Raw genomic sequence first — 22,987 nt, 5'->3', positions numbered from 1 at the left:
CGATCCGCTCGCACGTTCTGTGGACCACTTGGACCGAGTGCCTGCCAGGCAGGCGCTCAGGCCGGGCGGACTTTCACCGGCACCGTGTGCAGCCCGCTGGCCGCACTGGGGAACGGAGGAACGTCCTTGTCGGTCTGCACCCGCCCGTCGGCGTCGGTGGCGCGGACGCGGATCTCGTAGTCGCCGGGCTCGGCCGTCCAGTCGTACGCCCACTGCCGCCAGGTGTCCGGGCCGACCGTGTCGGCCAGCTCGGTGTCCTGCCACGGTCCGTCGTCGACCTGCACCTCGACCTTCGAGATGCCGGTGGTCTGCGCCCAGGCGACCCCGGCCACGATCACGGTGCCCGGCTCCACCACCGAACGGGTCGGGATGTCGATCCGGGAGGCGATCTTGATCGGTCCGCGCTCCGACCAGCCCTTCTGCGCCCAGTAGCCGGAGTCGTCGTCGAAGGTCGTCACCTTCAGCTCGGTGACCCACTTGGTGGCGGACACGTCGCCGTACAGACCGGGGACGACCATCCGCACCGGGAACCCGTGCTCGGGGGACAGCGGCTCGCCGTTCATCCCGACGGCCAGCAGGGCGGAGACGTCCGGGTCGGTCAGGGTGCTCAGCGGGGTCGCGGCGGACCAGCCGTCCTGGCTCACCGACAGCACCATGTCCGCTCCGGCCTGGGGTCCCGCCTCGGCCAGCACCTGGTGCACCGGGAGCCCCAGCCAGACCGCGTTGCCGGCCAGGTCACCTCCGACCTGGTTGGACATGCAGGTCAACGTGGTCAGGTGCTCGGTCAACGGCCGGGCGAGCAGCTCGGCGTAGGTCAGGGTGACCGGCGTGGAGACCAGGCCCGTCACCTTCAGCGTCCAGGTCTCCGGGTCGATCACCGGCAGCTGCAGGGCGGTGTCGATGCGGTAGAAGGAGGCGTTCGGGGTGATGTACCGCGTCAGCCCCGCGACGTCCAGGTCGGTGCCCACCGGCACCGTCGGGGCCGGGTTCGCCGCCGGCGGCAGCACGATCTTGGTTCGCACCTCGGCGACCCTGTTGGACGCCTGGACCAGCATCCGGCCGACACCGGCCACCACGATGCCGCCCAGGGCGACCAGACCGGCCGTCTTGAGGAAGTTGCGTCGCTCAGCGGCGATGGGCTCCAGCGCCCCCGGCGGTCGCCGCAGCTCGGCGATCAGCAGCCGGAGGGTGAGGTAGCCGGCGGACAGGCCGAGCACCGCGGGCACGTAGCCGAGGGCACCCGGGCCCACCTGGGTGCTGACGGCGAGCAGCGTGACCACCCCGGCCGGGAGGTAGACAGCCAGGCTGAGCTGCTTGCGCTTGAGCTCCAGCTGACCGGAGACGACCGCGAGGACGAGGGTCACGACCACGACCGCCGCCAGCAGCGCGATCCGCGCGCCGGCGCCGAAAGCCCCGGTCGAGTCGCTGATCCAGGCCGCCGGCAGCACGGCGGTGACGACTTCGGCGAGATCGGAGACGGGGGAGCCGTCGCGTGCGATCAGCCCGGCGCCGAGCTCGGCCACGGCGAGGCCGACCAGCCCGGCGACCCCGCCGGCGATCCTCCCCAGCCGGATCGAGCTCACCTGTTGCACCCGACAATCTTGCTGGCTGTGGGCAAGGGACACAAAGCGGCTGAGCGGTGCGCGATGATCGGGGGCGTGGCGGTCGAGACGGGACCCGGGGCGCGGTCGGTGGAGCCGACTGTCGATGCGCGGATGATCGAGGCGGCGGCAGCCGCACTGAACCGGGTGGTCACGCGCACCGCGCTGGAGCCGAGTCCCCGGCTGTCGCAGCGGTTCGGGGTCGAGGTGCTGGTCAAGCGTGAGGACCTGCAGGTCGTCCGCTCCTACAAGGTGCGCGGCGCCTACACCGTGATCGACCGGCTCGACCCGCGGGCCCGTGCGCGGGGTGTGGTCTGTGCCAGCGCCGGCAACCACGGGCAGGGGCTCGCGTACGCGTGTGCGGCGCTCGGCGTCCGGGGGCGGGTGTTCCTGCCTCGCAACACCCCCCGGCAGAAGCGGCTCCGGATCGCCGCCATCGGGGGCGACAACGTCGAGGTCATCGTCGTCGGCGACACCTACGACGACGCCAACGCCGCGGCGCTGGCCGACGCGCAGCGCACCGGGGCCACCGTCGTGCCGGCCTTCGACGACCCGTACACGATCGCCGGTCAGGGCACGGTGGCCATCGAGATCGTCGAGCAGCTCGGGCGGGTCCCTGACGTGCTCGTCGTCCCCGTGGGTGGTGGCGGACTGGTCGCGGGCTGCGCCGCCTGGCTGCGGCAGCGACACCCCGGCGTACGGATCGTCGGGGTGGAGCCGTCCGGGGCCGCCGACGTGGCCGCCGGTCTGGCCGCCGGACGGCCGGTGGACCTGCCCGATCTGGACACCTTCGTGGACGGAGCCGCGGTCCGCCGGGCCGGAGCCGTGACGCTGCCGGTGATCGCCGCCGCCGACATCGAGATGATCACCGCCCCGGAGGGCCAGGTGTGCGTGGAGATGCTCGACTTCTACGCCAGCGACGGCATCGTGCTGGAACCGGCCGGTGCCCTGTCGACCGCGGGACTGGACGAGCTCGCCCGCCGTGGGCAGCTGGTGCCCGGGTCGACAGTGGTCTGCATCCTGTCCGGGGGGAACAACGACGTCAGCCGGTACGCCGAGGTGGTGGAGCGGGCGCTGGTCCACGAGGGCCGGAAGCACTACTTCCTGGTCGAGTTCCCGCAGGAGCCGGGTGCTCTTCGTCGCTTCCTGGACGAGGTGCTGGGCCCCGAGGACGACGTCACGCTGTTCGAGTACGTGAAGCGCAGCAACCGGGAGACGGGTCCGGCCATCGTGGGTATCGAGCTGGCCCGGGCCGCCGACCTGGCCGGTCTGCTGGAGCGGATGACCGCCGCCCCGGCCAAGTGCGAGCAGATCGCCGCCGACAGCCCGATGTTCCGGTTCCTGCTCTAGCGCACCCCGGCGTGGGGGCGACGGTGACGGGCGCTCGTGTCTCCTCCGCACGGGGATCTGCAGGATCTCGGGGTCATCGTCGTCGCCTCGTTGCCGCCGCGGGCGAAGGTGACCGCCCGCACCGGGTCACCGCTCCCGCTGGGGGTCACCCGGGGTGAGCGGCAGCACGCGTTGAGCCATGTCGAACGCGGCCAGCACCTCGACGAAGAAGTCGGAGGCCGACTGGGTGATCTTCTCGACCTCGTTCGTGGGTGAGGTCCGGAGCACCTCGGCCAGGAGCTGGTGGTGGGTTTGAGCGACGTCGAGCAGGCTGAGGCGTGCGACCACGGCCGCTCGACCGATGTCGTATCCGGTGAGCAGAGCGCGCTCGTCGGTGGCAGTGAGGCAGTGCAGGAACGCTGCGCGGTAGCTGCGGCGGAGCTGGTCCAGGTCGTTGACGGTCATCCGCCCGGCCCTCGGGCCCGGGGAGGATGTCGGCCGTGACGCTGCAGGTACACCAGGCCCTCCTCGAGGTCGAGAGCCGTCGTCAGCGCTTCCGAGTTCATGCCCAGCTCCACCATCGCGTAGGCGACTTCGGGCTGGATGCCCACGATCACGGTCTCGGCGCCACGCAGCCGCGCCATCTCCGCGATCGTCTGCAGGGTTCGCGACGCGAAGGAGTCGAGGACGTCCAGGGCGGCGACGTCGATGATCACCCCGGATGCGCGGTACTGACCGATCTCGCGGATCAGGTCGGACTGGAACCGGTCCATCTGGGAGTCGTCGAGGGCAGTGTGCACCGATGCGATCAGGTGCCCTCCCTGCCGCAGGATCGAAACCAGCGCCGGCCCGGTGTCCACTAGCTGGTCGCTCCCTCCTGGCGAGTGACGACGAAGCCGAGCAGCCGCTCGGCTTCTTCCAGCCCGCCTTGGAGGTCGCCGATCGTGTTCATCTTGCTCAGATCGACTCCGATGGTGACCAGCGTCTGGGCGATCTCCGGTGACAGTCCGGTGATGATCACGCTCGCTCCCATCAGTCGTGACGCATCCACCGTACGCACCAGGTGGTTGGCCACCGCGGCGTCGACCGCGGGAGCTCCGGTGATGTCGATGACCACGACCCGGGCCCGGTGGGTGCGGATACCCCGGAGCAGCTGTTCGGTCAGCTGGCGGGCGCGCTCGGTGTCGAGCACGCCGATGATGGGCAGGATGAGCAGCCGCTCGCGCACCGGCAGGACCGGTGTCGACAGCTCGCGGATGGAGTCCTGCTGCTGCCGGATGACCCGTTCCCGTTCCTCCACGAAGCTCACGGCCACGGTGTTGGCGATCCGGTTCGCCGCCGGCTCGTAGGCGTCGAGCACCCGGTAGAGGGTGGGCATGTCCTGCTGGTACTTCTCGAACAGCGACCGGGCCAGGACGTCACGGAGCAGCAGCACGATGCCGACCACTTCGTTGGTCTCGACCCCGCGCGGGATGATCCGCTCGGACAGGTCCCGGGCGTAGTGCTGCAGCGCCTCGACGCTGCCCGTCTCGAGGACCTCGACGTAGTTGTCGTAGACCGAGGTCGTCTCCGTGGCCATCTCCTGCGGCGTCATCGCCTGCAGCAGGTGAGCCCCTTGGATGCGGGCAGCCCACTCCTGACGCAGCCGGCCGCGCTTCTCCCTCAGGTGCGCCACCAGCTGCGGCAGCAGCTGGTCGTCGGCATAGGAGCCGACCGGTACTGGATCGTCGGTCATCTGATCATCCTTCTCTTCGCCACTTGGTCATGATCACGGTCGTTCCGTGATCGAGCTCGGACACGATGCTGAACTCGTCAGTCAGCCGTCGAGCTCCAGGCAAGCCGAGGCCGAGGCCTCGGTAGGTGCTGTAGCCGTCCGCCAGGGCTTGATCCACGTCGGCGATGCCGGGTCCGTTGTCCCGCGCCAGCACCCGGATGCCGACGCGCGGCTCCTCGAGAACCTGGATCAGCATGACCCCGGAGCCGGCGAAGCGGACGATGTTGCGGGCGACCTCCGACACAGCCGTGGCCAACACCACCCCGTCGGTCCGGTTGAACCCTGATTCCGTCGCCAGCCGACGCACCTCCCGGCGGGCCGTCACGATGTCGGCGTCGACCCGGATCGGCACCCGGACGTCTCGCTGTTGACTCTGAGCGCGTTGGACCAGCGGCTCGGACAACTCGACGCAGAAGTCACACTCCAGCAGGTGCGCTGCTGCGTCGACCTCACGCTGTCGCCGACGGTCGCCGCCGGAGATGGCCAGCAGAACTGCTCGGCACCGTTCGGTCGGCGGTTCGTCCCGGCCGGTGAGCAGGTACTCCACGCGCAGCCGGGCGCGGGCGCGGTTGAGCTGGGCCGCGACCGCTCCGGACGAGACGCCCAGCTCGGCGGCCAGTGACTGCATGTCCCGGCCCCCCACCTCGTGAGCCAGCAGCGCCGACTGGTCACGTTCGGACAGCCGGGACAGCGCGGCCGCGACGGTCTCGCGGTCCTGTTGCCGCAAGAAGCCGTCGATCGGCTCGTCACCGGCATCGAGCTCGACGACGCGGTGGCGGTGCCGCCGCTCGAGGTCCTGCGACTTCCACATCGACGCGACCAGGTTGCGGGCGGTGGTGATGGCGTAGGGCTTGAGCATCGCCGGCTCGAGCCGGTGGCTGACGCCGAGGACGCGCACCAGCGTCTCCTGCACGAGATCCTCGGCGGCCACCCTGTCGTTGACCCGGCCGGCGACGACGCGACGAACGACCGTCAGCAAGGCCGCGACATCGGCCTGGCTGGCTGTCCCGTCCTCCGCCTCAGCGATCATGCCCCCGCACCTGTGAGCCTGCCCGAGGTCGGGCGAGCGCTCGTTCGTGGATGTCCATCCAACCCTGACCAAACCACGAACGACTGTTCGTGGCAACCACCCCTTGGGGTGTAAGCATGACGGCGGTGGCGGACGGATCGGTTGGCGTCGGAGCGGAACGCGAAGTGAAGTCACCTCAGAGGCCTAGGACCGAGGGGCGGCGACGGATGAGACCCCGACCCCGACCCGGCGTGGCGTGATCGTGTCGCCGCTGGTGCGGCCGGCGGGTGCAGCGGCCGGCTCGTCGCTCGGGTGAGTGGGCCGGGCCTCCCCGCCGGCCAGAACCGCCGCCAGCAGCATCAGCACCAGACATGCCGTTGTCGTCAGGACCAGCAGACTCAGTCCACCCGGTTCGTCCTCGGGACGAGATCGACCGGCGCGTGGCCAGGACATCTGGACCGCCGACTGCCGGCGGGCGGGGGGGCGGTGGCGCCGGCTGACGCTGCTAACTCGGGGCATCCTCACGAAACCATCGACGAGGTGCGTGATGACGAATCGGGTCGCCCTCGCCGATCAGGTAGCCGGCAACGGCCCGAGTTCGCACCGTCGGGAGAGGCAAGCCCAAGATGGACGTCGCCGGCAACAGGAACTCGATGAGCACCTGATCCCAGACCGCGCGGTCGGCCCACACCTCGTGGAGGACCACACCGTCCGCGGAGTCCTCCACCCAGTGGAACAGGCACGAGGGGAGTGCCCGACCACTCGACGTCAGCTCCAGGCAGGCCAGGAGCATCTCGTACGTGTCCATCGAGCACCCGTGCAGCTCGATGTCGGCGGCCACCGCGACGGCACCGAATCCGTCCTGCGGTTGCTCCGGAGGGTCCGGCGGCTGTGGTCCGACAACCTGCTGAGGTGGGCCGCCCTTCGTGGTGTGGGCCTGCGATCTAGGTCTCGTCATAGCGCTCCTGACGATGGGAATCCTCCGCCGGCAGGACATGACGCGGGCTCACGGTCGCCACTGCCGGCGTGCGGCTCGTCCTGGGCGCGGGATGCCACGGCTCCCAGCCACGCACCCAGGACCGCGGGCGGATGTTCGCGTCATGCCCTGCCCGTCGCACCGTTTCCACCTCGGAGGATCCACACGACCTCTTCGACGCCACCGTGCCTGCAGTCCACCTGCGTGCCCGACGAAAGGACCCCCGTCATGAACCGAGGACTCATCGGCACGATCATCGGGATTCTCGTCATCGTGGTGCTCGTGGTGGTCATCATGCAGCTGACCTGAGATTCGCCAGCGTGCGCGGACTGATGATGAACGCGCAGCGATCACGACCCGATACGTCCAGGAGAACCGCTGGGACGGGCCGCCCGCCTGGGCCTGACCACGGCCCGTCCGGCGTCCACCCCTCAACGATTGGAGACCATGATGGCCGAGAACCGACACGTGAGGATCGCCGCCGGCGGCGACGTCCTCGCCGAGGCGACGATCTCGACGCCGGATGACAACGGAGAAGTCCGAGTCGCAGTCGCCGTGGCCTCGGGTCATCTCCCCGCAGGCGCTCGCCAGCGCATGGCAGACGCCATCCACGACACGGTGGTCAACGATCACGCCGATCGTCTGACCGCCAGCGTCCCCCTCGGTGACGCCGAGCTCGTCGACGGGATCCGCCAGCACCTCGACGATCCCCAGCTCCGGGCCGCCGGCGCCACCAGCATCATCCAGGGCGACATCAGCGAGCGATGACAACGGCCGCTGGACCTCCACGCACGCGCAGCGCACGATCAGCTGGCGGGAGCAGAGCCGACTCCGTGCGTTCACCTCGCACCGGACTCAGTCGCCTCTACCGGCTGCCTCAACGCCTAGCCGCCGCCGTCGTCGCGTGCGACCCCGATCCCACCTACGGATTCCTCGATCAGCTGGATGGTCTGTCCGACAGGGCGTCCACTGGGCGTCCCGCACCGACCGGCGCACCACAGTCGGCGGACTCGCCGTCGGCGACGTGACCGGTTCTGCTCGCTGACCGGGGGGGTCATGGAAGACCAAGCGCTCGTGAACGCCTTGCTCCTGCTGTACAGCAGGGATGAGGCGATCGGACGTCGATCCGCGGCTGCCACGCAGCTCGCTGAGTCATGTAGGACCGAGATCGCTGCGCGGATGGACATCGACGCACGTGCCCTCGGCACGTTCCTCACCCGACTGGTGCGGGACGCCTACCTCACTGAGGAAGCGATCGAGGGCGGCGCCGGCATCGAGGATGCCTGCGAGTTCTGGACCTGGTTCGATCAGAACATGTGGCCGGCCGAACGGTGCAGCGATCGCCGTGAACCAGGTGCATCCCCGATCATCGTGCCCACCCCGCCCCGCGCGGGGAGTCGCCCAGGGGGCGTGACATGACGCGGCCCGACGGCGCTGGGACGGAAGGTCGCCGACCGGCCGTGGCGTGACCGGATCCCATCGGCCGGCGCGTCTCGCGTGATGGCGGACGGCCTCGCGAGTCTTCTTCACTGAGAGGCGGGACGAAGCCGCGCACGTGGCCAGATCCCACCCCTGGGGGTGCAGCGCCACTCACCCTGTCGTCACTACGGTCGAGATCGGTTTACGTCGTAAACAGAACGCGCGGAGCAGCTGTCGGGTGATCAACCCGGCTGAGCCGCGGCGCGGCGGACCAGCAGCCGACGACAGGACCAGAACCGTCCGTCACCATCGCGGAGACATCCGCAGAATCGAGGCCACGATGCTGAACCAGAACGACATCGAGACGATTGCCGAGCGCGACGTCTACGACTCCGACGGCGCGAAGATCGGCGCGGCCCGTCAGGTGTACGTCGACGACGAGACCGGCGAGCCGGAGTGGGTGACCGTCCGGACCGGGCTGTTCGGGCTGAACGAGAGCTTCGTCCCGCTCGCCGACGCGACCGTCTCGGAGGACCGACTCGTCGTCCCGTTCACCAAGTCGCACGTCAAGGACGCGCCGAACCTCAGCGAGGACGGTCATCTGACGCCCGAGCAGGAGCGCGAGCTCTATGACTACTACGGCCGCAGCGGCGACTGGGACCGCCGACGGGACGACAGCTTCCGCACGCCGGGAAGCGACGGGGACCAGCGTGACCACGACCTCCGCGGCGAGCGTTCGACCAGGCCCGGCGGAGACACCTCCGGCCCGACCACCGACGACGCGATGACGGTGTCGGAGGAGCAGCTGCACGTCGGCACCGAGCGGCGGGAGTCAGGGCGGGCCCGCCTGCGGAAGTACGTCGTCACCGAGAACGTCACGAAGACCGTGCCGGTGCAGCGGGAGGAGGTCCGGGTGGAGCGCGAACCGATCACCGACCCGAACGCCCACGCAGCGACTTCCGGCCCGTCGATCTCCGAGGAAGAGCAGGAGGTCGTCCTGCACGAGGAGCGCCCCGTGGTCGAGACCGACACGGTCCCGGTCGAACGCGTCCGTCTGGGCACCGAGACGACGACCCATCAGGAGACCGTCAGTGACGAGGTGCGCAAGGAGCGCGTCCAGGTCGACGAGGCACGCGGCGACCACCGCTAGTCGAGCGACTGGCAGCGGGCGCCGCCGGCCGGCCATCAGCCGGGGCCAGGTCCGCCACTCGGCCACCACAGTCAAGGACAGCACCACGTCGTGAGCCTCGGGCCGCGCCGACGGGTTCTGAGCGCGCCGCTCTCGACCCCGTCGGCGGACTTCTGGGCATCCGCAGGCAGCCGACGAGGAACGACCCGGCCGACAGCTTGGGTGCGCGCTTCTCGGCGCCGGGGCCTGCCGGCACGCGCTCTGCAGGTCGGATGACAGGCTGACCGCATGCACCGCTTCTCCCAGGTCGACGTCTTCACCGATCGGCTCACCACCGGCAACCCGCTGGCGGTGGTGCACGACGCCGACGACCTGACCGACGAGCAGCTGGTGGCGTTCGCGCGCTGGACCAACTTGAGCGAGACCACCTTCCTGCTGCGGCCGACCGATCCCGCGGCCGACTACCGGGTGCGGATCTTCACCGTCGACGGCGAGCTGCCGTTCGCGGGCCATCCCACGCTGGGGTCGGCCGCCGCCTGGCTGGCCGCCGGCGGCGAACCCCGGGACGCCGACCACCTGGTGCAGCAGTGCGAGGTCGGTCTGGTGCCGGTCCGCCGGGAGGACGACCGGCTCGCTTTCGCGGCCCCACCTCTGCTCCGGTCCGGTCCGCTGTCGGTCGACGAGGTCGCTGAGCTGACCCGCTGGTTGGGGGTGCCGGCCGACGCCGTGGTCGACGCGCAGTGGGTCGACAACGGTCCGGGCTGGGTCGGCGTGCTGGTCCGTGACGCCGCGACGGTGCTGGCCGCCCGGCCGTCGGGACCGGGCACCTTCCGCGACGTCGGGATCATCGGACCATACCCGCCCGGGGCGGAGTGCGCGGTGGAGGTGCGAGCCCTGTTCGCCGTCGGCGACGGTCTGGCCGAGGACCCGGTCACCGGCAGCCTGAACGCTTCCCTCGCTCAGTGGCTGATCGCCACCGGGCGGCTCCCGACCGCGTACGTGGCTGCGCAGGGCACCGTGCTGGGTCGGCGGGGCCGGGTGCACGTGAGTGCCGAGGGGGAGGACGTCTGGGTCGGTGGCCGGGTGACTGCCGGGATCAGCGGGACGGTCGCCCTCTGACCCGCCCGAGGTGGCTGTGGCCGGCCGCCTTCGTGCTGCTCCCCCTGCTGGTGCTCGGGTTCTGGCTGTCGGCGCGTCACGAAGCGGACCGGTTCGCGCACCACTCGGTGCTGGCCGACGCGCGGATCACCGGCAGCGACCTGGGCTGCCTCGGCGCGATGGGCAGTCCCAGCTCGACCGGGGTGGGTTGGCGGAACGCCATCCGCTACGACATCGCGATCCCGTACGCCGGCGGGGTGCACCTCACCCGCGTCACGCGGCCGTGCGACGTGATCCCGCCGGACTTCGGCCGTGGCCGCGGCTACATCTGGGTGGAGTACGACGTCGACCACCCCGACCGGGTCCGGGTGCAGGGTGACCCGACCGCCGACGCGCGGGTCCGCTGGCTCTGGCAGCTGCTGGTCACCGTGCTGGCGGCCGAGGGCTTCGTGCTGCTGTGGCGACGGCGGCAGTCCACCGCCGTCGCCCCCGCCCCGCGGCGCTAGCGGTCCGCCCCCACCGGGTCGCCGAGCTCGGAGTCGGAGATGGCGCCGGCGAACTGGGCGTTGTAGAGCGCCCAGTAGGCGCCGCGCGCGTCCAGCAGCTCGGCGTGGCTGCCCTGCTCCACGATCGACCCGCTCTCCATCACCAAGATCACGTCGGCGTCCCGGATCGTCGACAGGCGGTGGGCGATGACGAAGCTCGTCCGGTCGGTGCGCAGGGCGGCCATCGCGTGCTGCACCAGCACCTCCGTCCGGGTGTCGACGGAGCTGGTCGCCTCGTCGAGGATCAGCAGCGCCGGGTCGGCGAGGAAGGCGCGGGCGATGGTCACCAGCTGCTTCTCGCCCGCGCTGATGTTGCTGCCCTCCTCGTCGATCATCGTGTCGTAGCCGTCGGGCAGGGAGTGCACGAAGCGGTCCACGTAGGTCGCCTCCGCCGCGGCCAGGATCTCCTCCGGGGACGCGTCCGGTCGGCCGTAGGCGATGTTGTCGCGGATGGTGCCGTGGAACAGCCAGGTGTCCTGGAGCACCATGCCGAGCTGGCTGCGCAGCGCCGCGCGCGGGACCGCCGAGATGTCCACGTCGTCCAGCAGGATCCGGCCGCCGTTCAGCTCGTAGAACCGCATGATCAGGTTGACCAGCGTGGTCTTGCCGGCACCGGTCGGGCCGACGATCGCCACCGTCTGACCCGGCCGCACGTGCAGGTTCAGGTCGGTGATCAGCGGCTTGTCCGAGGTGTAGGAGAACGCCACGTGGTCGAAGTCCACCTGCCCGCGCACCGGGTTCAGCGCGCCGGTGGCGTCCGGCGCGTGCTCGGGTGCGTCCAGCACCTCGAACACCCGCTCCGCCGACGCCACCCCGGACTGCAGCAGGTTGGCCATCGAGGCCACCTGGGTCAGCGGCTGGGTGAACATCCGCGTGTACTGGATGAAGGCCTGCACGTCGCCGAGGTTGATGGTGCCGCTGGCCACCCGCAGCCCGCCGACCACGGCGATGATCACGTAGTTGAGGTTCCCGATGAACATCATCGTCGGCATGATCATGCCGGAGATGAACTGCGCGGCGAAGGACGAGCTGTACAGACCCTCGTTGCGCTGCCGGAAGACCTCCTCGACCTCGGTCCGACGACCGAACACCTTGACCAGCGACTGGCCGGTGAAGGCCTCCTCGATGTGCCCGTTGAGCTCGCCGGTGGTCCGCCACTGGGCGACGAACTGCTTCTGCGCCCGCTTGCCGATCACCCCGGTCACGAGCACCGAGACCGGGATGGTGACCAGGGCGATCAGCGCCAGCATCGGTGAGACCACGAACATCATGATCACCACGCCGACCACGGTCAGCAGCGAGGTGAGCAGCTGAGACAGCGTCTGCTGCAGAGCCTGGGAGATGTTGTCGATGTCGTTGGTCACCCGACTCAGCAGCTCGCCGCGCGGGGACCGGTCGAAGTAGGACAGCGGCAGCCGGTTGATCTTGGTCTGCACCTCGTTGCGCATCCGGTACACGGAGCGCTGGACGGCGGCGTTCAGCAGGTAGCCCTGCCACCACAGCAGCAGCGAGCTGACCACGTAGAGTCCCAGCGCGATCAGCAGGATCTCGCCGAGCAGACCGAAGTCGATGCCGACGCCGGGAGTCACGTCGAGGCGTGAGACCAGGTCGGCGAACGTGGTGTTGCCCTGGGCCCGGAGCGCGGCGACCGCCTGCTCCTTGCTGGCTCCTGCGGGCAGCTGGCGACCGATGAAGCCGGTGAAGATGACGTCGGTGGCCCAGCCGAGGATCTTCGGCCCCACGACGCTGAGCACGATGCCGCCGACGGCGAGCACGATGCAGAAGATGATCACCGCCCGCTCCGGCACCAGGTGGCCGAGCAGCCGCTTGAGGGAGGGGCCGAAGTTGAGCGACCTCTCCACCGCGATGGCGGAGCCGGGCGGCCGCGGCCCGGCCGGGGGGGCGTACTTGGGACGCTCGGGGGCCTTGGTCAGCGGGGCCGGCTCCTCGGAGCCCGCCACCACGTCGGCCGGGACCAGCGTCTCGCCGGCGGTGGGGGAGTCGGTCAGCGGATCGGGGATCTCGTCGTCCGGACGGATCCGGCCGTCGTGCTTGCTCACGCGGTCTGACTTGCGCTCGCTCATGCCGCCGCCTCCTCGGCGCTCAGCTGGGAGTCGACGATCTCCGCGTAGGTGGGACAGGTGACCAGCAGCTCGTCGTGGGTGCCGCTGCCGATGAGCTCGCCGTCGTCCAGCACCAGGATCTTGTCGGCATCCCGGATGGTGGCCACCCGCTGGGCCACGATGATCACGCAGGCGCCGGTGGTCTCGGCCCGCAGGGCCGCGCGCAACCGGGCGTCGGTGGCCACGTCGAGGGCGGAGAACGAGTCGTCGAAGACGTAGATCTCCGGCCGCTTCACCAGCGCCCGGGCGATGGACAGGCGTTGTCGTTGTCCGCCGGAGACGTTGGATCCGCCCTGGGCGATGGCGGCGTCCAACCCGCCGTCCATGGCCCGGACGAAGTCCTCGGCCTGCGCGATCCGCAGCGCGTGCCACAGCTCGTCGTCGGTTGCGTCCGGCCTGCCGTAGCGCAGGTTCGAGGCGACGGTGCCGGTGAACAGGAACGGCTTCTGCGGCACCAGCCCGATCCGGCTCCACAGCAGCTCGGGTTCGATGTCGCGGACGTCGACACCGTCGACCTCGACAGCGCCCCCGGTCGCGTCGAACAGCCGGGGAAGGAGCGAGACCAGGGTGGTCTTGCCGGCACCGGTGGATCCGACCACGGCGGTGGTCTGGCCGGCACGCGCGGTGAAGGAGATGTCCCGGAGGACCGGCGACTCGGCGCCGGGGTAGGTGAACTCGGCCCCGGCCAGCTCCACCACCGAGGCCTGCGGCAGCCGGGTGACCGGCTCGGCGGCGGTGACCACTGACGACTCGGTGTCCAGCACCTCCCCGATCCGCTCGGCGCATACGACGGCCCGGGGCAGCAGCATCATCAAGAAGGTGGCCATCATCACCGACATCAGGATCTGGATCAGGTAGGTGAGGAAGGCGGTCAGGGAGCCGATCTGCATGTTGCCGGCGTCCACCCGGTGCCCCCCGAACCAGAGCACCGCGACGCTGCTCACGTTGAGCACCAGCATCACGATCGGGAACATCATGGCGAACCGCTGCCCGACCAGGGTCTGGCTCTCGGTCAGCTCGCCGCTGGCCCTGGCGAAACGCGCGGTCTCGTACGGTTCGCGCACGAACGCCCGCACGACCCGGATGCCGGTGATCTGCTCGCGCAGGATGCGGTTCACCGTGTCGATGCGGCCCTGCATGGTGCGGAACAGCGGCGGCAGCTTCCTGATCACCAGCCAGATCGAGCCGGCCAGCACGGGCACCGCCACCACCACCAGCCAGGACAGACCGACGTCCTCCCGCATGGCCATGATGATGCCGCCCACCATGGTGATCGGGGCCGACAGCAACACGGTCGCCGACATCACCACCAGCATCTGGACCTGCTGGACGTCGTTGGTGTTGCGGGTGATCAGCGACGGGGCCCCGAAGCGGTTCAGCTCCCTGGCGGAGAAGGTCAGCACCCGGTCGAAGATGGCGGCGCGGAGATCCCGGCCGAAGGCCATCGCGGTCCTGGCCCCGAAGTAGACCGAGCCGATCGAGCAGACGATCTGGATCGCGCTGACGGCGAGCATGACGCCGCCGGTGCGCCAGATGAAGGCGGTGTTCCCGGTGGCCACGCCCTCGTCGATGATCGAGGCGTTGAGGCTGGGCAGGTAGAGCGCGCCCATGGTGCCGAGGGTGGCCAGCACGATGGTGGCGATGATCATCGACCGGTACGGCCGAAGGTACTGGCGCAGCAGGCGCATCAGCATGGGTGGAGCTCCTGACAGGTGGGGGTCGCGATGCCGTGCAAGAGGGTGTCGACGATGACGCGGGGTTCGCTGGAGAACGTGGCGCCGATCAGGGGGTGGGTGACGGTGAAGACCAGTCCGCGGATGAGGTCGGCGACCTGGTCGACGGGCAACCGCAGGAGGGCGGCGTCCGGGCCGATGACGTCCACCAGGGCGGCGTTGAGGCGGGCGTTGTCCTGCTCCCGCCGTCGCCGGTGGTCCTCGTGCGTGGCGCCCTTCGGCAGGGGTGGATCGTGGCGGAAGGCGGGGAAGAGGCTGATCACGCGGCGCAGCCGGGCCTCCATGATCGCGATGGCGTGCTCGAGCCGGACACCCAGGTCGAGGTCGGGGTCGATCTGCGAGAGCGCCAGGAACGTGGGCTCGGCCTCGAAGGCGTCTTCCAGGATGGCGTCGACCAGGGCGTCCTTGTTGGGGAAGACCCGGAAGATCGTGCCCTCGGCGATGCCGGCGGCCTCCGCGATCTGCCGGGTGCTGACCTCGCGGCCGTACTGCATCAGCAACGGCTCGGTGGCGGCCATGATCGCGGCGCGCCGTTCGTCGGCGGGGAGAGGGGTTGCGCGAGCCACGCCGGAACTATAGTGAGTGAGTGCTCACTCAGCAACTGGCCGGCGTCGGGATGGGGTCACTGGACGGCTGACGTCAGACGCATCACGTTGTCCAGCCAGCGCTTGGTCAGCGGCCGCCGCTTCCACTCCTCGAGCGTGAGCTCGCGCGACACGGTCCGGTACTCGTCCTCGACCTCGCGCATCTGCCTGACGAAGCCGGGCCCGCTGCACATCATCGACACCTCGAAGTCGAGGTTGAACGAGCGGATGTCCATGTTGCTGGAGCCGATCACGGCGGTGTGGTCGTCGACGGAGAAGTGCTTGGCGTGGAGGACGTAGGGATAGGGGTAGAGGAAGATCCGTACGCCGGCCTCGAGCAGGAACCGGTAGTAGGAGCACTGGGCGTGGCTGACCATGAACTGCTCACCCTGGGCGCTGACGAACAGCTCGACGGACACCCCGCGCTGGGCGGCGGTGGTGATCGCGTAGAGGAGCGAGTCGTCGGGGACGAAGTAGGGGCTGGTGATGACCAGACGCTGCTGGGCTCCGTAGATCAGCGTGTTGAACAGACGCAGGTTGTTCTCGTCGGGGAACCCGGGCCCGCTGGGCACGATCTGACAGGTGAGGTCACCGCCGGCGTCCGGTGCGGGCAGCAGCTGCGGACCGATGTTCTCCGCGGACTCCAGGAACCAGTCGGAGGCGAAGACCAGGTCGATGCACTGCACGACTGGTCCTTCGACCCGGGTCGTCAGCTCGTGCCACCGGCGTCCGGCCGCCTCGTGCTTCTTGTTGTGGTAGCTCGCGTCGATCATGTTCTGCGAACCGACGAAGGCGGAGCGGCCGTCCACCACGAGGATCTTGCGGTGGTTCCGCAGGTCGGGGCGACGCCAGTGCCCCTTCAGTGGCTGGATGGGCAGCATCGGCCGCCACTGGATGCCGGCTTCGTCGAACGTGGCCAGCATCTGCTTGTAGCCCGGCAGCCCGAAGGTGGAGAGGTGGTCGAAGAGCACCCGCACGGTGACCCCACGGGCGGCCGCGTCCAGCAGGGCGGCGAAGAAGGGCTCGCTGGTGCTGTCCCGACACATCATGAAGTACTCGACGTGCACGTAGCGCTCGGCGGTCCGGACCAGCTCCGCCTTGGCCAAGACCGACACCTCGTAGTCGCTGAACAGGACCGCCGCGTTGTGCTCGACGCCGGGCAGCCAACCCAGCCGTCGGTTGAGGACCATGACGGAGTCGAGCCAGCCCGGTCGGTCCGCCGAGGCAGGCAGGGCGGGGACCTGGGCCAGACCCTGCCGGATCAACGCGCCGGTCACCCGCTGCTGCTCGCGGCGCTTCTGCGGGACGTACGGACTGCCGATGAGCAGGAACAGCAGCAGGCCGATCCCGGGCAGGAACAGGATCAGCAGCAGCCAGGCCATCGCCGACGACGGGCGTCGCCTCTCGGGCACCAGCCCGAGCGCGATCAGGTTGAGGGTGAAGACGACCAGGGCGACGACGATGGACGCGATCACGGTCTGCTCCGCGTGGGGGGCGCTACCGACATCGGACGGGGTCCTCTCCGGGGGGCGGGTGGGTTGATCAAAGGGGCCGGGTCCGCCTCAGCCGAGGGGCAGACCGGCCAGGCGGGACGCCGCCACGGCCACGGTCCCGATGGCCGCCAGCAGCAGCAGGACGCGCGCCGGGCGGTAGCGGAACGAGGAGGTGACACCGGCGAAGAACAGGGCGGCAGCCAGCAGGATCGTGGTGGCCACGTACGCATCCGCGCTCTGTCCGGCCTCCTGGCTGGCTGCGGTGGACGCCGACGCACTGGCCACGGCCGCCCGGTAGTCGGCCAGCTGCGCAGTCACGTACGCCTGGTCCTCGGTCAACCCGGTGGGTAGCCGGCCGGCGTCCACCTCAGCCTCCCACCGGTCGAGCGTGGGAAGGAAGTCCGGCCGCATCAAGGACGCGCGGTAGAAACGGAGCAGGCGGGTGTTCCCCGCTGACTTGGCCTCGGCGTACTGCGCCACGATCTGGCTGTCGTAGCTCACCCGCTGCGTCGCCGCCCCGTAGAGACGGGCGCCGTCGACGTGCTGCTCGGCCGAGGCCCGAGCATGGTCACCGCTGAGTCCGTTCCACTGCGCCGCCTGGTAGCCGCACCAGGCGGTGCCGATGGTGGTGAGACCGAGGAGCAGCACGGCGACGATCTCGATCAGCCGGTCGGCGGCGGGCAACGAGCCCGCCACCGAGGTCTGCTCGCTCACGGCAACCCCGTCGTCGGATCCTGCTCCCGAGGTGGTCGGTTCTGCTCCGGTCCGACCGACTCACCGGGTCCGACGGCGCGGAGGGCGACCTGCAACGCCTCCGTCCGCTGCACCAGCTCCGACCACAGGTCGGTCTCCCGGTAGCGCCACGCCGCGGTGGCGGTGCCGGACAACCGGGCGTCCAGCTCGGCGTCGTTGACCGCTCGGGCGAGCCGCGTCGCCGCCTCGGCGCGTTCCCGCTCCAGCTCCTGACGGGCCCGCAAGGTGGCCTGGATGACCTCACCCGTGCGGCCCAGGTCGGGCGTCCCGAGCCGGAAACCCGTCAGCTCGAGACCGTTCTCGGCCAACGCCGCGGCGACCGCGGCGCGGAGATCCTGCTGGCACCGTTCGAGGGCGCTGCCCACCAAATCCTCGACCGCCACCTCCGAGTCGCGCAGCGCCCGGGTGACGGCGACCGCCGTCTCGTCCCGGACGAAGCCGAAGACCCCGTGCGGGCCGAGGTTCTCGTGCACCTCGCGCAGCCTCGCCGGCACCAGTCGGAACCGGACGGTGTAGCCCACGACGGCGGTGGTCCGATCCCCCAGTGTGACGGGCAGGCCGGTACCGCTGCGGTCGAGCTCGGTGTCCGCGGCCCCCGAGGTCGGCGCTCCGGCCCGGAAGCTCAGCTGCACCGACGGATAGACCTCGAGCATCTTGCGCCGCAGCGCCGGGACGAAGTGCGGACCGGGCGTCAGGGCCGTGTCGGTGGCCCGGCCCCGAACCATCAGCAGCCCGAGGCTGCCCGACGGCACCCGGACCAGCGAGCTGCTGATCACCATCCAGGCGAGGACGGCGAGCACGGGGATGACGAGGATCACCACGATGATCCAACCGGCGGTGGTCATCGTGGTGCCCCCTCGGCGCCCGAGGGAGCGCTGGACAGCAGCGGGGTCAGCCACCGGCGGTCGGGGTCGACGTCGACGAAGACCGCCTTGACGAACAGCGTGGCCGGGATGGCCAGCAGGGCACCGACACCACCGAGGATGGTGCTCCAGACCAGCAGCGACAAGAAGCTCAGGGTGCCGGAGAGGCCCACTGTGCTGCCGACCACCCGGGGCTGGACGACGCTCTGCAGCACGATGTTGAGCGCGCAGTAGATGATCACCACGGCCAGGGCGGTGCCCGGGTCGTGGTCCAGCAGGGCCACCAGGGTCGGCGGGAGGAGTCCGACCAGGAAGCCCACGTTGGGGATGTAGTTGGTGATGAAGGCGAGCAGTCCCCACAGCCAGGCGTAGCGGATGTCCAGCACGGTCAGCGCGATCACGTCGCACAGCGCGACACCGGCGCCGAACACGGTGGCGACCGCGAGGTACTGACGGCTGCCGCGGGCGAAGAGCACGAGCGCGTCGGCCAGCCGCCTGCCCGCCGGTGAGATCCGGGCGAGGTTGGCGGCGAAGGCCCCGGCGTCGGTCACCGTGAAGAAGAGCAGCAGCACCAGGAACGCGACGCTGCTCAAGATCCCGGCCAGACCGCCCAGCAGGCCGGCGACCACGCCGATCAGCTTGCCGGGATCCAGGGCCGCGGAGACGGCGTCCAGCTGGCCCGCGCTGACACCGGCGGCGGAGAGGGTCTCGCCGACCCGCGCGAGGAACGCCTCGAACTGCGGCGCGTAGTCCTCCAGCAGAGCCGCCAGCTGCGCTCCGGAGATCACCAGGACGACGATCAGGCCGACGACGATGGCGTACACCGCCAGCAGGCTCAGCACGGCGCCGACCCAGGTCGGCAGTCCACGCCGGGCGGGGAGACGACGCAGAGGCTGCACGGTGACCGACAGGACCACGGCCAGGAACACGGGCGCCACCACGCTCGCGAACGCCCGCAGGCCGAGCGCGGTCACCAGCACCGCGGCCACCCCGACCATGATCAGCAGGCCCCGGGGGTGCGGCGCGGCTCGCGGTGCGACTGCGGGAGCTCCGACAGCCGCGCTGTTCCTGGGCGTCATGAGCATCGGCTCCCTTCACCGGGTCACCGCCGGTGGGTCTTCCCGGCGACACCACGATCCTCCGGCGGCCCGGCCGCCGTGTCGTCATGCAGAACGCGTGAAACAGCCCCCAGCCGAGTTGCCGCAGGTGGTGGGCGAGGAGTTCACTCGATCCGCATGATGCTGTGGAGCCCTGCCTCGGTCGAGACTGGGTCTGTCGGTGTTCCGAGCGTCGAGAGGGTGGGTCCACGGTGGATTACACGGAGGTGCTGCGACGACTCGCCATCAACGACGGGGGCTTCGCCGAGGACGCCGCCACCGAGGTCGGTTCCGGCGAGACGCACCTGGACCCCAAGACCCTCGCCCTCGTCCGCCTGGCCGCCCTGGTGGCCGTGGGCGGCACCGTCCCGTCGTACGGCGCCGAGACGAACGCCGCGGTCAGCGCCGGCGCCACCAACCGTGAGATCGTCGACGTGCTCGTGGGTGTCGTCTCCGTGGTGGGACTGCCCAGCGTCGTGACCGCCGCCCCGAGCCTCGGGATGGCGCTCGGCTACGACGTGGCTGCTGCCCTGGAGCAGTGAGGCGTCGGGGGTCCGCCGCAACCTGACGTCCTGCCTTCGGCTCAGACGTCCTGTCCCGGATCAGACGTCCTGGCGGGCCTCGACCCGTCCGTCGGTGATGGCCGCCAGGAACCGTCGGTGATCATCGGCGTTCTGCGCGGCGTACCGCGCGGAGAACTCGACGAGCGCACGGTCGAGGTCATCCTCCTGGCCCAGGTACGCAGCGATCGCCACCGGGTCACCCGACCGGGCGTGGGCGTGGGCGAGCGTCCACCCGCACAACCGCGCGTAGAAGGTCATCCGGAGGGGGTCCATCGTCTCGACCGCGGCGGACACCTTCATGTCACGGAGCTGGCGCCAGTAGTAGAAGCGGTCCTCCGCCATCCCGTTGGTCCAGCCCAGGAAGATGTCCGACGACGACTGCATCAGCCGCTGGCCCTCCACCACCCGCTGCCCAGGAGTGGCGAAGCGGGTGGCGGGCAGCTGCTGCTCGAGCACCGATCGCGTCGCCTCCTTGACCTGCAGGAACAACGGGTCCTGCTCGTCGCGACCCTGCAGCAGCACCATGAAGGCCCGCGTTCCCACGCTGCCGACGCCGACCACCTTGCGGGCCACGTCGACGATCCGGTAGCTCGCCAGGAGCTGGCGCCGGTCGGCGCTGAGGCTGCTCTGGTACGCCTCGAACTGGTCCTGGACCACCGCGCGGATCTGCTCGCCCGACAGCCCCCAGGCGCCGTCGAGCTCTCGCAGGGGCGTGACCACCGGGGGGTTGCTGGTGATGCGCGGCCGTCCGTCGACGACCTCGGTGAACCGCGCCAGGGCGTGCAGGTGGTCACGCGTGCGAGCCTTGCGGAGCAGCTTGTGGGTCGCCTTGATCGCCTTGTCGAGGTGTGCCCCCCGGGTCTTGGGCCGGCCCTCCGCCTTGCCCCGGCGCCCCTTCTTCCCCGCTGTGGAGCCCTCGGCGGGGCCGGCGGCCCGCCGACGCAGCGAGCGCATGGCCGCACGGATGTCGGACTCGTCGATCCGCGCGTACCAGACGTCGAGCGTGCGCTGTTCGGCGAAGTCGATCATGGCGGTGCGGTAGGCCCGGACCGCCGCGCCGGTCACGCTCCGGACGTCGCGCCGGCGGAACCCGTTGCTGCCGGCGGCGATGGTGAAGCTCGCCGCAAGGCGCGACAGGTCGTACTCGAACGGACCGGGCAGCGTCTCGTCGAAGTCGTTGACCCCGAACACCAGGTGGCGCTCCGGGGACGCGTAGCCACCGAAGTTGGACAGGTGGGCGTCGCCGCAGAGCTGCACCTGGAGGTCTGCCGTCGGGGTGCGGGCGAGGTCGGCGGCCATGACGGTCGCCGCCCCGCGGTAGAAGGCCAGCGGCGACGTCATCATCCGGCCGTGCCGGATCGGCACCAGATCGCTCTCCCGGGTGACGTTCTGCGCGACCAGCAGCTCGACCGGATCGGGGCGATCGGCGGCCGCGGTCCAGTCCGCGTGGACGGCCGGTGGGGTCTGCCGCGAGGCCTGCCGCCCTCGGTCACTGCGGTCCGCGATGGTCACGGGCGGCGGGAACGGCTGGGCGACCATCGGTTCTCCTTCTCGGGGCGCGGTCGTGGCGGGTCGCTCACGAACCGAGGATCGAGCGCTTCTCCAGCTCGAACTCCACGTCGGTCAGCACACCGGCGTCCCGGAGACCGGCCAGCTCCTTGAGCTGGGCGATCTTGCGGTCGGTGTCCGGCGGTGGCGGCTGCTGCTGGGGAGGTGCGGGCGGGGGCGGGTAGGCCGCGGGCGGCAGAGCGGCCCGCTCGGCGGCCTCCTCCTGAGCGGCCCACCGTCCCTGCTGTCGGCGCTGGACCCGACCCGACACCGCGGTGGCGGTGCCGGCGACGACGGCGGTGCGGGCGATGCCGCGAAGGAGACCAGGCATGTGATGACCTCTCGGTTCAGCTCGGGGGCGGGGGAGTTCGGTTCTCAGGCGGGAGTGCCGGCGTGGGTCGGCTGCTCACCCGGGGCGGGCTCGTCGTCCAGGGCGGCCAGGATCGCCTGGACGGGGATGCGTCCGCCGGCGACCATCCGGGCCCCGGCCCGGCGCAGGGCGGTCGCGAACGGGGCGGCCCACAGGTTCTCGTAGACGAGGATGCCGGCCGCGTTGCCGGGCTCGATGACCGAGCCGGCTTCCTCGATGTCGTCGGCACCGAGCAGGCCGGAGGAGGCACCCTCGAACACCGCGAGATCCAGCGCGCCGTCGCCGTCGAGGTCAGCGATCCGCAGGGCCGTCACCGAACCGTCCTCGGCGCGGCGGACGAACTGCAGATCGAGGATCCGGATCGTTCCGGCTTCCACCAGGTCGAGAAGCAGGGGAAGACCCTCCCCGGTCATCCGGTCGCCCGGGAACTCGACCACCAGGTAGTCGATCGGTCCGGTCTCATCCAGGTCGGTGGTCGCGGTCGGCGGCGACGACGTCGCGTGCTGCTGCATCAGGCCAGCGCCTTGGCCTTGAGCCGGTCGAACTCGGCCTGGGTGATGGCGCCGTCGTCCAGGAGCGCCTTGGCGGACGTGATCTCCTGGGCCGAGCTCGAGCCGCCGGCGACGGTGCGGATGTAGTCGTCCGCCTCCGCCCGCGCCCGGTGGACGGTCGCCGACTGGCGCTCGGCCATCCCCTTGCCCCGCACGATGAGGTAGATCAAGGCGACCAGGAAGGGCAGGAAGAACAGGCCGATCAGCCACAGCGCCTTCATCCCGCCGCCGAGGTCGGGGTCGCGGAAGAGGTCCGCGATGATCTGGAACAGCATCATGAGGTACATCACGAAGAAGAAGCTCCAGACCAGGAGCCAGAAGAAGTCCCAGAAGTTCATTGCTCGCCTTCCCACCGTTCGAGTCGCCGACCTGCCCTTCGAGCCAGGTCGGCCCGAGGCAGCTGCACGAAGAAGGCGTCCGTGACGGATC

At 70.4% G+C, this 22,987-nt stretch carries 24 protein-coding genes; 7 read left to right on the top strand and 17 right to left on the bottom strand.

Annotation, left to right across the window (positions count from 1 at the left end):
* Window positions 1–56: 56 nt before the first annotated feature.
* On the bottom strand, window positions 57–1,592 hold the full coding sequence (locus ABD714_RS09535; RefSeq protein WP_344812082.1) for a molybdopterin-dependent oxidoreductase: 1,536 nt from the start codon (window positions 1,590–1,592) through the stop codon (window positions 57–59).
* A gap of 66 nt (window positions 1,593–1,658) precedes the next feature.
* Here ABD714_RS09535 and ilvA point away from each other — a divergent pair, with 66 nt between their 5' ends.
* A complete protein-coding gene (gene ilvA / locus ABD714_RS09530) occupies window positions 1,659–2,951 on the top strand; it encodes a threonine ammonia-lyase IlvA (RefSeq protein ID WP_344812081.1) in 1,293 nt (430 codons plus the stop codon).
* A gap of 126 nt (window positions 2,952–3,077) precedes the next feature.
* Here ilvA and ABD714_RS09525 read toward each other — a convergent pair whose 3' ends face one another.
* The 5 genes from ABD714_RS09525 to ABD714_RS09505 form a co-directional block, all read right to left on the bottom strand.
* The gene (locus tag ABD714_RS09525) at window positions 3,078–3,395 is read right to left on the bottom strand and encodes a phosphatase RsbU N-terminal domain-containing protein (protein WP_344812080.1); all 318 of its coding nucleotides are present in this window, start codon (window positions 3,393–3,395) and stop codon (window positions 3,078–3,080) included.
* Window positions 3,392–3,790, bottom strand: coding sequence for an STAS domain-containing protein (locus ABD714_RS09520; protein WP_344812079.1), 399 nt, complete (start codon window positions 3,788–3,790; stop codon window positions 3,392–3,394). Before ABD714_RS09520 ends, ABD714_RS09525 begins: the two co-directional genes overlap by 4 nt.
* Window positions 3,790–4,665, bottom strand: coding sequence for an STAS domain-containing protein (locus ABD714_RS09515; protein ID WP_344812078.1), 876 nt, complete (start codon window positions 4,663–4,665; stop codon window positions 3,790–3,792). The genes ABD714_RS09520 and ABD714_RS09515 overlap by 1 nt, the downstream gene beginning before the upstream one ends.
* A 4-nt stretch (window positions 4,666–4,669) precedes the next feature.
* Window positions 4,670–5,734 carry a sigma-70 family RNA polymerase sigma factor gene (locus tag ABD714_RS09510; RefSeq protein WP_344812077.1) on the bottom strand — a complete coding sequence of 355 codons (1,065 nt, stop codon included), beginning with the start codon at window positions 5,732–5,734 and terminating at the stop codon, window positions 4,670–4,672.
* A 484-nt stretch (window positions 5,735–6,218) separates the two neighbouring features.
* Window positions 6,219–6,554 carry a hypothetical protein gene (locus tag ABD714_RS09505; RefSeq protein ID WP_344812076.1) on the bottom strand — a complete coding sequence of 112 codons (336 nt, stop codon included), beginning with the start codon at window positions 6,552–6,554 and terminating at the stop codon, window positions 6,219–6,221.
* A gap of 729 nt (window positions 6,555–7,283) precedes the next feature.
* On the opposite strand from ABD714_RS09505, the gene ABD714_RS09500 reads away from it, so the two are divergent.
* The 5 genes from ABD714_RS09500 (at window position 7,284) to ABD714_RS09480 (ending at window position 10,841) form a co-directional block, all read left to right on the top strand.
* The gene (locus tag ABD714_RS09500) at window positions 7,284–7,457 is read left to right on the top strand and encodes a hypothetical protein (RefSeq protein ID WP_344812075.1); all 174 of its coding nucleotides are present in this window, start codon (window positions 7,284–7,286) and stop codon (window positions 7,455–7,457) included.
* Between the two features lie 306 nt (window positions 7,458–7,763).
* Entirely contained in the window at window positions 7,764–8,108 is a 345-nt protein-coding gene (locus ABD714_RS09495) for a hypothetical protein (RefSeq protein ID WP_344812074.1), read from the top strand.
* A gap of 340 nt (window positions 8,109–8,448) precedes the next feature.
* A complete protein-coding gene (locus ABD714_RS09490; protein ID WP_344812073.1) occupies window positions 8,449–9,258 on the top strand; it encodes a DUF2382 domain-containing protein in 810 nt (269 codons plus the stop codon).
* Between the two features lie 267 nt (window positions 9,259–9,525).
* Entirely contained in the window at window positions 9,526–10,356 is an 831-nt protein-coding gene (locus tag ABD714_RS09485; protein WP_344812072.1) for a PhzF family phenazine biosynthesis protein, read from the top strand.
* Between the two features lie 32 nt (window positions 10,357–10,388).
* Entirely contained in the window at window positions 10,389–10,841 is a 453-nt protein-coding gene (locus ABD714_RS09480; protein ID WP_344812071.1) for a hypothetical protein, read from the top strand.
* Here the strand turns inward: ABD714_RS09480 and ABD714_RS09475 are convergent.
* The 7 genes from ABD714_RS09475 to ABD714_RS09445 all read right to left on the bottom strand — a co-directional run bounded on the left by ABD714_RS09475 (window position 10,838) and on the right by ABD714_RS09445 (window position 19,508).
* Window positions 10,838–12,964, bottom strand: coding sequence for an ABC transporter ATP-binding protein (locus ABD714_RS09475; protein ID WP_344812070.1), 2,127 nt, complete (start codon window positions 12,962–12,964; stop codon window positions 10,838–10,840). The genes ABD714_RS09480 and ABD714_RS09475 overlap by 4 nt on opposite strands.
* Window positions 12,961–14,697, bottom strand: coding sequence for an ABC transporter ATP-binding protein (locus ABD714_RS09470; RefSeq protein WP_344812069.1), 1,737 nt, complete (start codon window positions 14,695–14,697; stop codon window positions 12,961–12,963). Before ABD714_RS09470 ends, ABD714_RS09475 begins: the two co-directional genes overlap by 4 nt.
* A complete protein-coding gene (locus ABD714_RS09465; RefSeq protein WP_344812068.1) occupies window positions 14,691–15,302 on the bottom strand; it encodes a TetR/AcrR family transcriptional regulator in 612 nt (203 codons plus the stop codon). The genes ABD714_RS09470 and ABD714_RS09465 overlap by 7 nt, the downstream gene beginning before the upstream one ends.
* A 56-nt stretch (window positions 15,303–15,358) precedes the next feature.
* Entirely contained in the window at window positions 15,359–16,795 is a 1,437-nt protein-coding gene (cls, locus tag ABD714_RS09460) for a cardiolipin synthase (RefSeq protein WP_344812067.1), read from the bottom strand.
* An 87-nt stretch (window positions 16,796–16,882) separates the two neighbouring features.
* Complete coding sequence (locus ABD714_RS09455) at window positions 16,883–17,527, bottom strand: hypothetical protein (protein WP_344812066.1); 645 nt, start codon at window positions 17,525–17,527, stop codon at window positions 16,883–16,885.
* Entirely contained in the window at window positions 17,524–18,411 is an 888-nt protein-coding gene (locus ABD714_RS09450) for an SPFH domain-containing protein (RefSeq protein WP_344812065.1), read from the bottom strand. The genes ABD714_RS09455 and ABD714_RS09450 overlap by 4 nt, the downstream gene beginning before the upstream one ends.
* Window positions 18,408–19,508, bottom strand: a complete 1,101-nt coding sequence (locus ABD714_RS09445; protein ID WP_344812064.1) for an AI-2E family transporter — start codon at window positions 19,506–19,508, stop codon at window positions 18,408–18,410. Before ABD714_RS09445 ends, ABD714_RS09450 begins: the two co-directional genes overlap by 4 nt.
* Window positions 19,509–19,738: 230 nt before the next feature.
* Between ABD714_RS09445 and ABD714_RS09440 the strand changes: the two genes are divergently transcribed.
* The gene (locus tag ABD714_RS09440) at window positions 19,739–20,068 is read left to right on the top strand and encodes a carboxymuconolactone decarboxylase family protein (protein WP_344812063.1); all 330 of its coding nucleotides are present in this window, start codon (window positions 19,739–19,741) and stop codon (window positions 20,066–20,068) included.
* Window positions 20,069–20,128: 60 nt separating this feature from the next.
* Here ABD714_RS09440 and ABD714_RS09435 read toward each other — a convergent pair whose 3' ends face one another.
* From ABD714_RS09435 to ABD714_RS09420, 4 genes are read right to left on the bottom strand one after another with little or no spacing between them, the layout of a single operon-like run.
* Complete coding sequence (locus ABD714_RS09435) at window positions 20,129–21,628, bottom strand: DUF2252 domain-containing protein (RefSeq protein WP_344812062.1); 1,500 nt, start codon at window positions 21,626–21,628, stop codon at window positions 20,129–20,131.
* A 37-nt stretch (window positions 21,629–21,665) separates the two neighbouring features.
* Window positions 21,666–21,968 (bottom strand): SHOCT domain-containing protein, encoded by a 303-nt coding sequence (locus tag ABD714_RS09430; RefSeq protein ID WP_344812061.1) that lies wholly within the window; start codon window positions 21,966–21,968, stop codon window positions 21,666–21,668.
* Between the two features lie 44 nt (window positions 21,969–22,012).
* Window positions 22,013–22,519: a DUF6325 family protein gene (locus ABD714_RS09425; RefSeq protein WP_344812060.1), complete on the bottom strand. Its 507-nt coding sequence runs from the start codon at window positions 22,517–22,519 to the stop codon at window positions 22,013–22,015.
* Window positions 22,519–22,896 carry an SHOCT domain-containing protein gene (locus tag ABD714_RS09420; RefSeq protein ID WP_344812059.1) on the bottom strand — a complete coding sequence of 126 codons (378 nt, stop codon included), beginning with the start codon at window positions 22,894–22,896 and terminating at the stop codon, window positions 22,519–22,521. The genes ABD714_RS09425 and ABD714_RS09420 overlap by 1 nt, the downstream gene beginning before the upstream one ends.
* Window positions 22,897–22,987 lie beyond the last annotated feature (91 nt).

It is taken from the genome of Microlunatus aurantiacus (assembly GCF_039536605.1).
Classification (GTDB): Bacteria; Actinomycetota; Actinomycetes; order Propionibacteriales; family Propionibacteriaceae; genus Microlunatus; species Microlunatus aurantiacus.
The sequence above is the reverse complement of the archived record's forward strand: the minus strand, read 5'-3'. Positions and strand labels throughout refer to the sequence as shown.

Bases quoted from the DNA above. Each gene is read 5' to 3' on its own strand.
- ABD714_RS09435 (WP_344812062.1), bottom strand. From the start codon at position 21,628: ATGGTCGCCCAGCCGTTCCCGCCGCCCGTGACCATCGCGGACCGCAGT.
- ABD714_RS09490 (WP_344812073.1), top strand. From the start codon at position 8,449: ATGCTGAACCAGAACGACATCGAGACGATTGCCGAGCGCGACGTCTAC.
- ABD714_RS09450 (WP_344812065.1), bottom strand. From the start codon at position 18,411: ATGACCACCGCCGGTTGGATCATCGTGGTGATCCTCGTCATCCCCGTG.
- ABD714_RS09420 (WP_344812059.1), bottom strand. From the start codon at position 22,896: ATGAACTTCTGGGACTTCTTCTGGCTCCTGGTCTGGAGCTTCTTCTTC.
- ABD714_RS09515 (WP_344812078.1), bottom strand. From the start codon at position 4,665: ATGACCGACGATCCAGTACCGGTCGGCTCCTATGCCGACGACCAGCTG.
- ABD714_RS09470 (WP_344812069.1), bottom strand. From the start codon at position 14,697: ATGCTGATGCGCCTGCTGCGCCAGTACCTTCGGCCGTACCGGTCGATG.
- ABD714_RS09510 (WP_344812077.1), bottom strand. From the start codon at position 5,734: ATGATCGCTGAGGCGGAGGACGGGACAGCCAGCCAGGCCGATGTCGCG.
- ABD714_RS09475 (WP_344812070.1), bottom strand. From the start codon at position 12,964: ATGAGCGAGCGCAAGTCAGACCGCGTGAGCAAGCACGACGGCCGGATC.
- ABD714_RS09525 (WP_344812080.1), bottom strand. From the start codon at position 3,395: ATGACCGTCAACGACCTGGACCAGCTCCGCCGCAGCTACCGCGCAGCG.
- ABD714_RS09430 (WP_344812061.1), bottom strand. From the start codon at position 21,968: ATGCCTGGTCTCCTTCGCGGCATCGCCCGCACCGCCGTCGTCGCCGGC.
- ABD714_RS09445 (WP_344812064.1), bottom strand. From the start codon at position 19,508: ATGACGCCCAGGAACAGCGCGGCTGTCGGAGCTCCCGCAGTCGCACCG.
- ABD714_RS09500 (WP_344812075.1), top strand. From the start codon at position 7,284: ATGGCAGACGCCATCCACGACACGGTGGTCAACGATCACGCCGATCGT.
- ABD714_RS09425 (WP_344812060.1), bottom strand. From the start codon at position 22,519: ATGCAGCAGCACGCGACGTCGTCGCCGCCGACCGCGACCACCGACCTG.
- ABD714_RS09485 (WP_344812072.1), top strand. From the start codon at position 9,526: ATGCACCGCTTCTCCCAGGTCGACGTCTTCACCGATCGGCTCACCACC.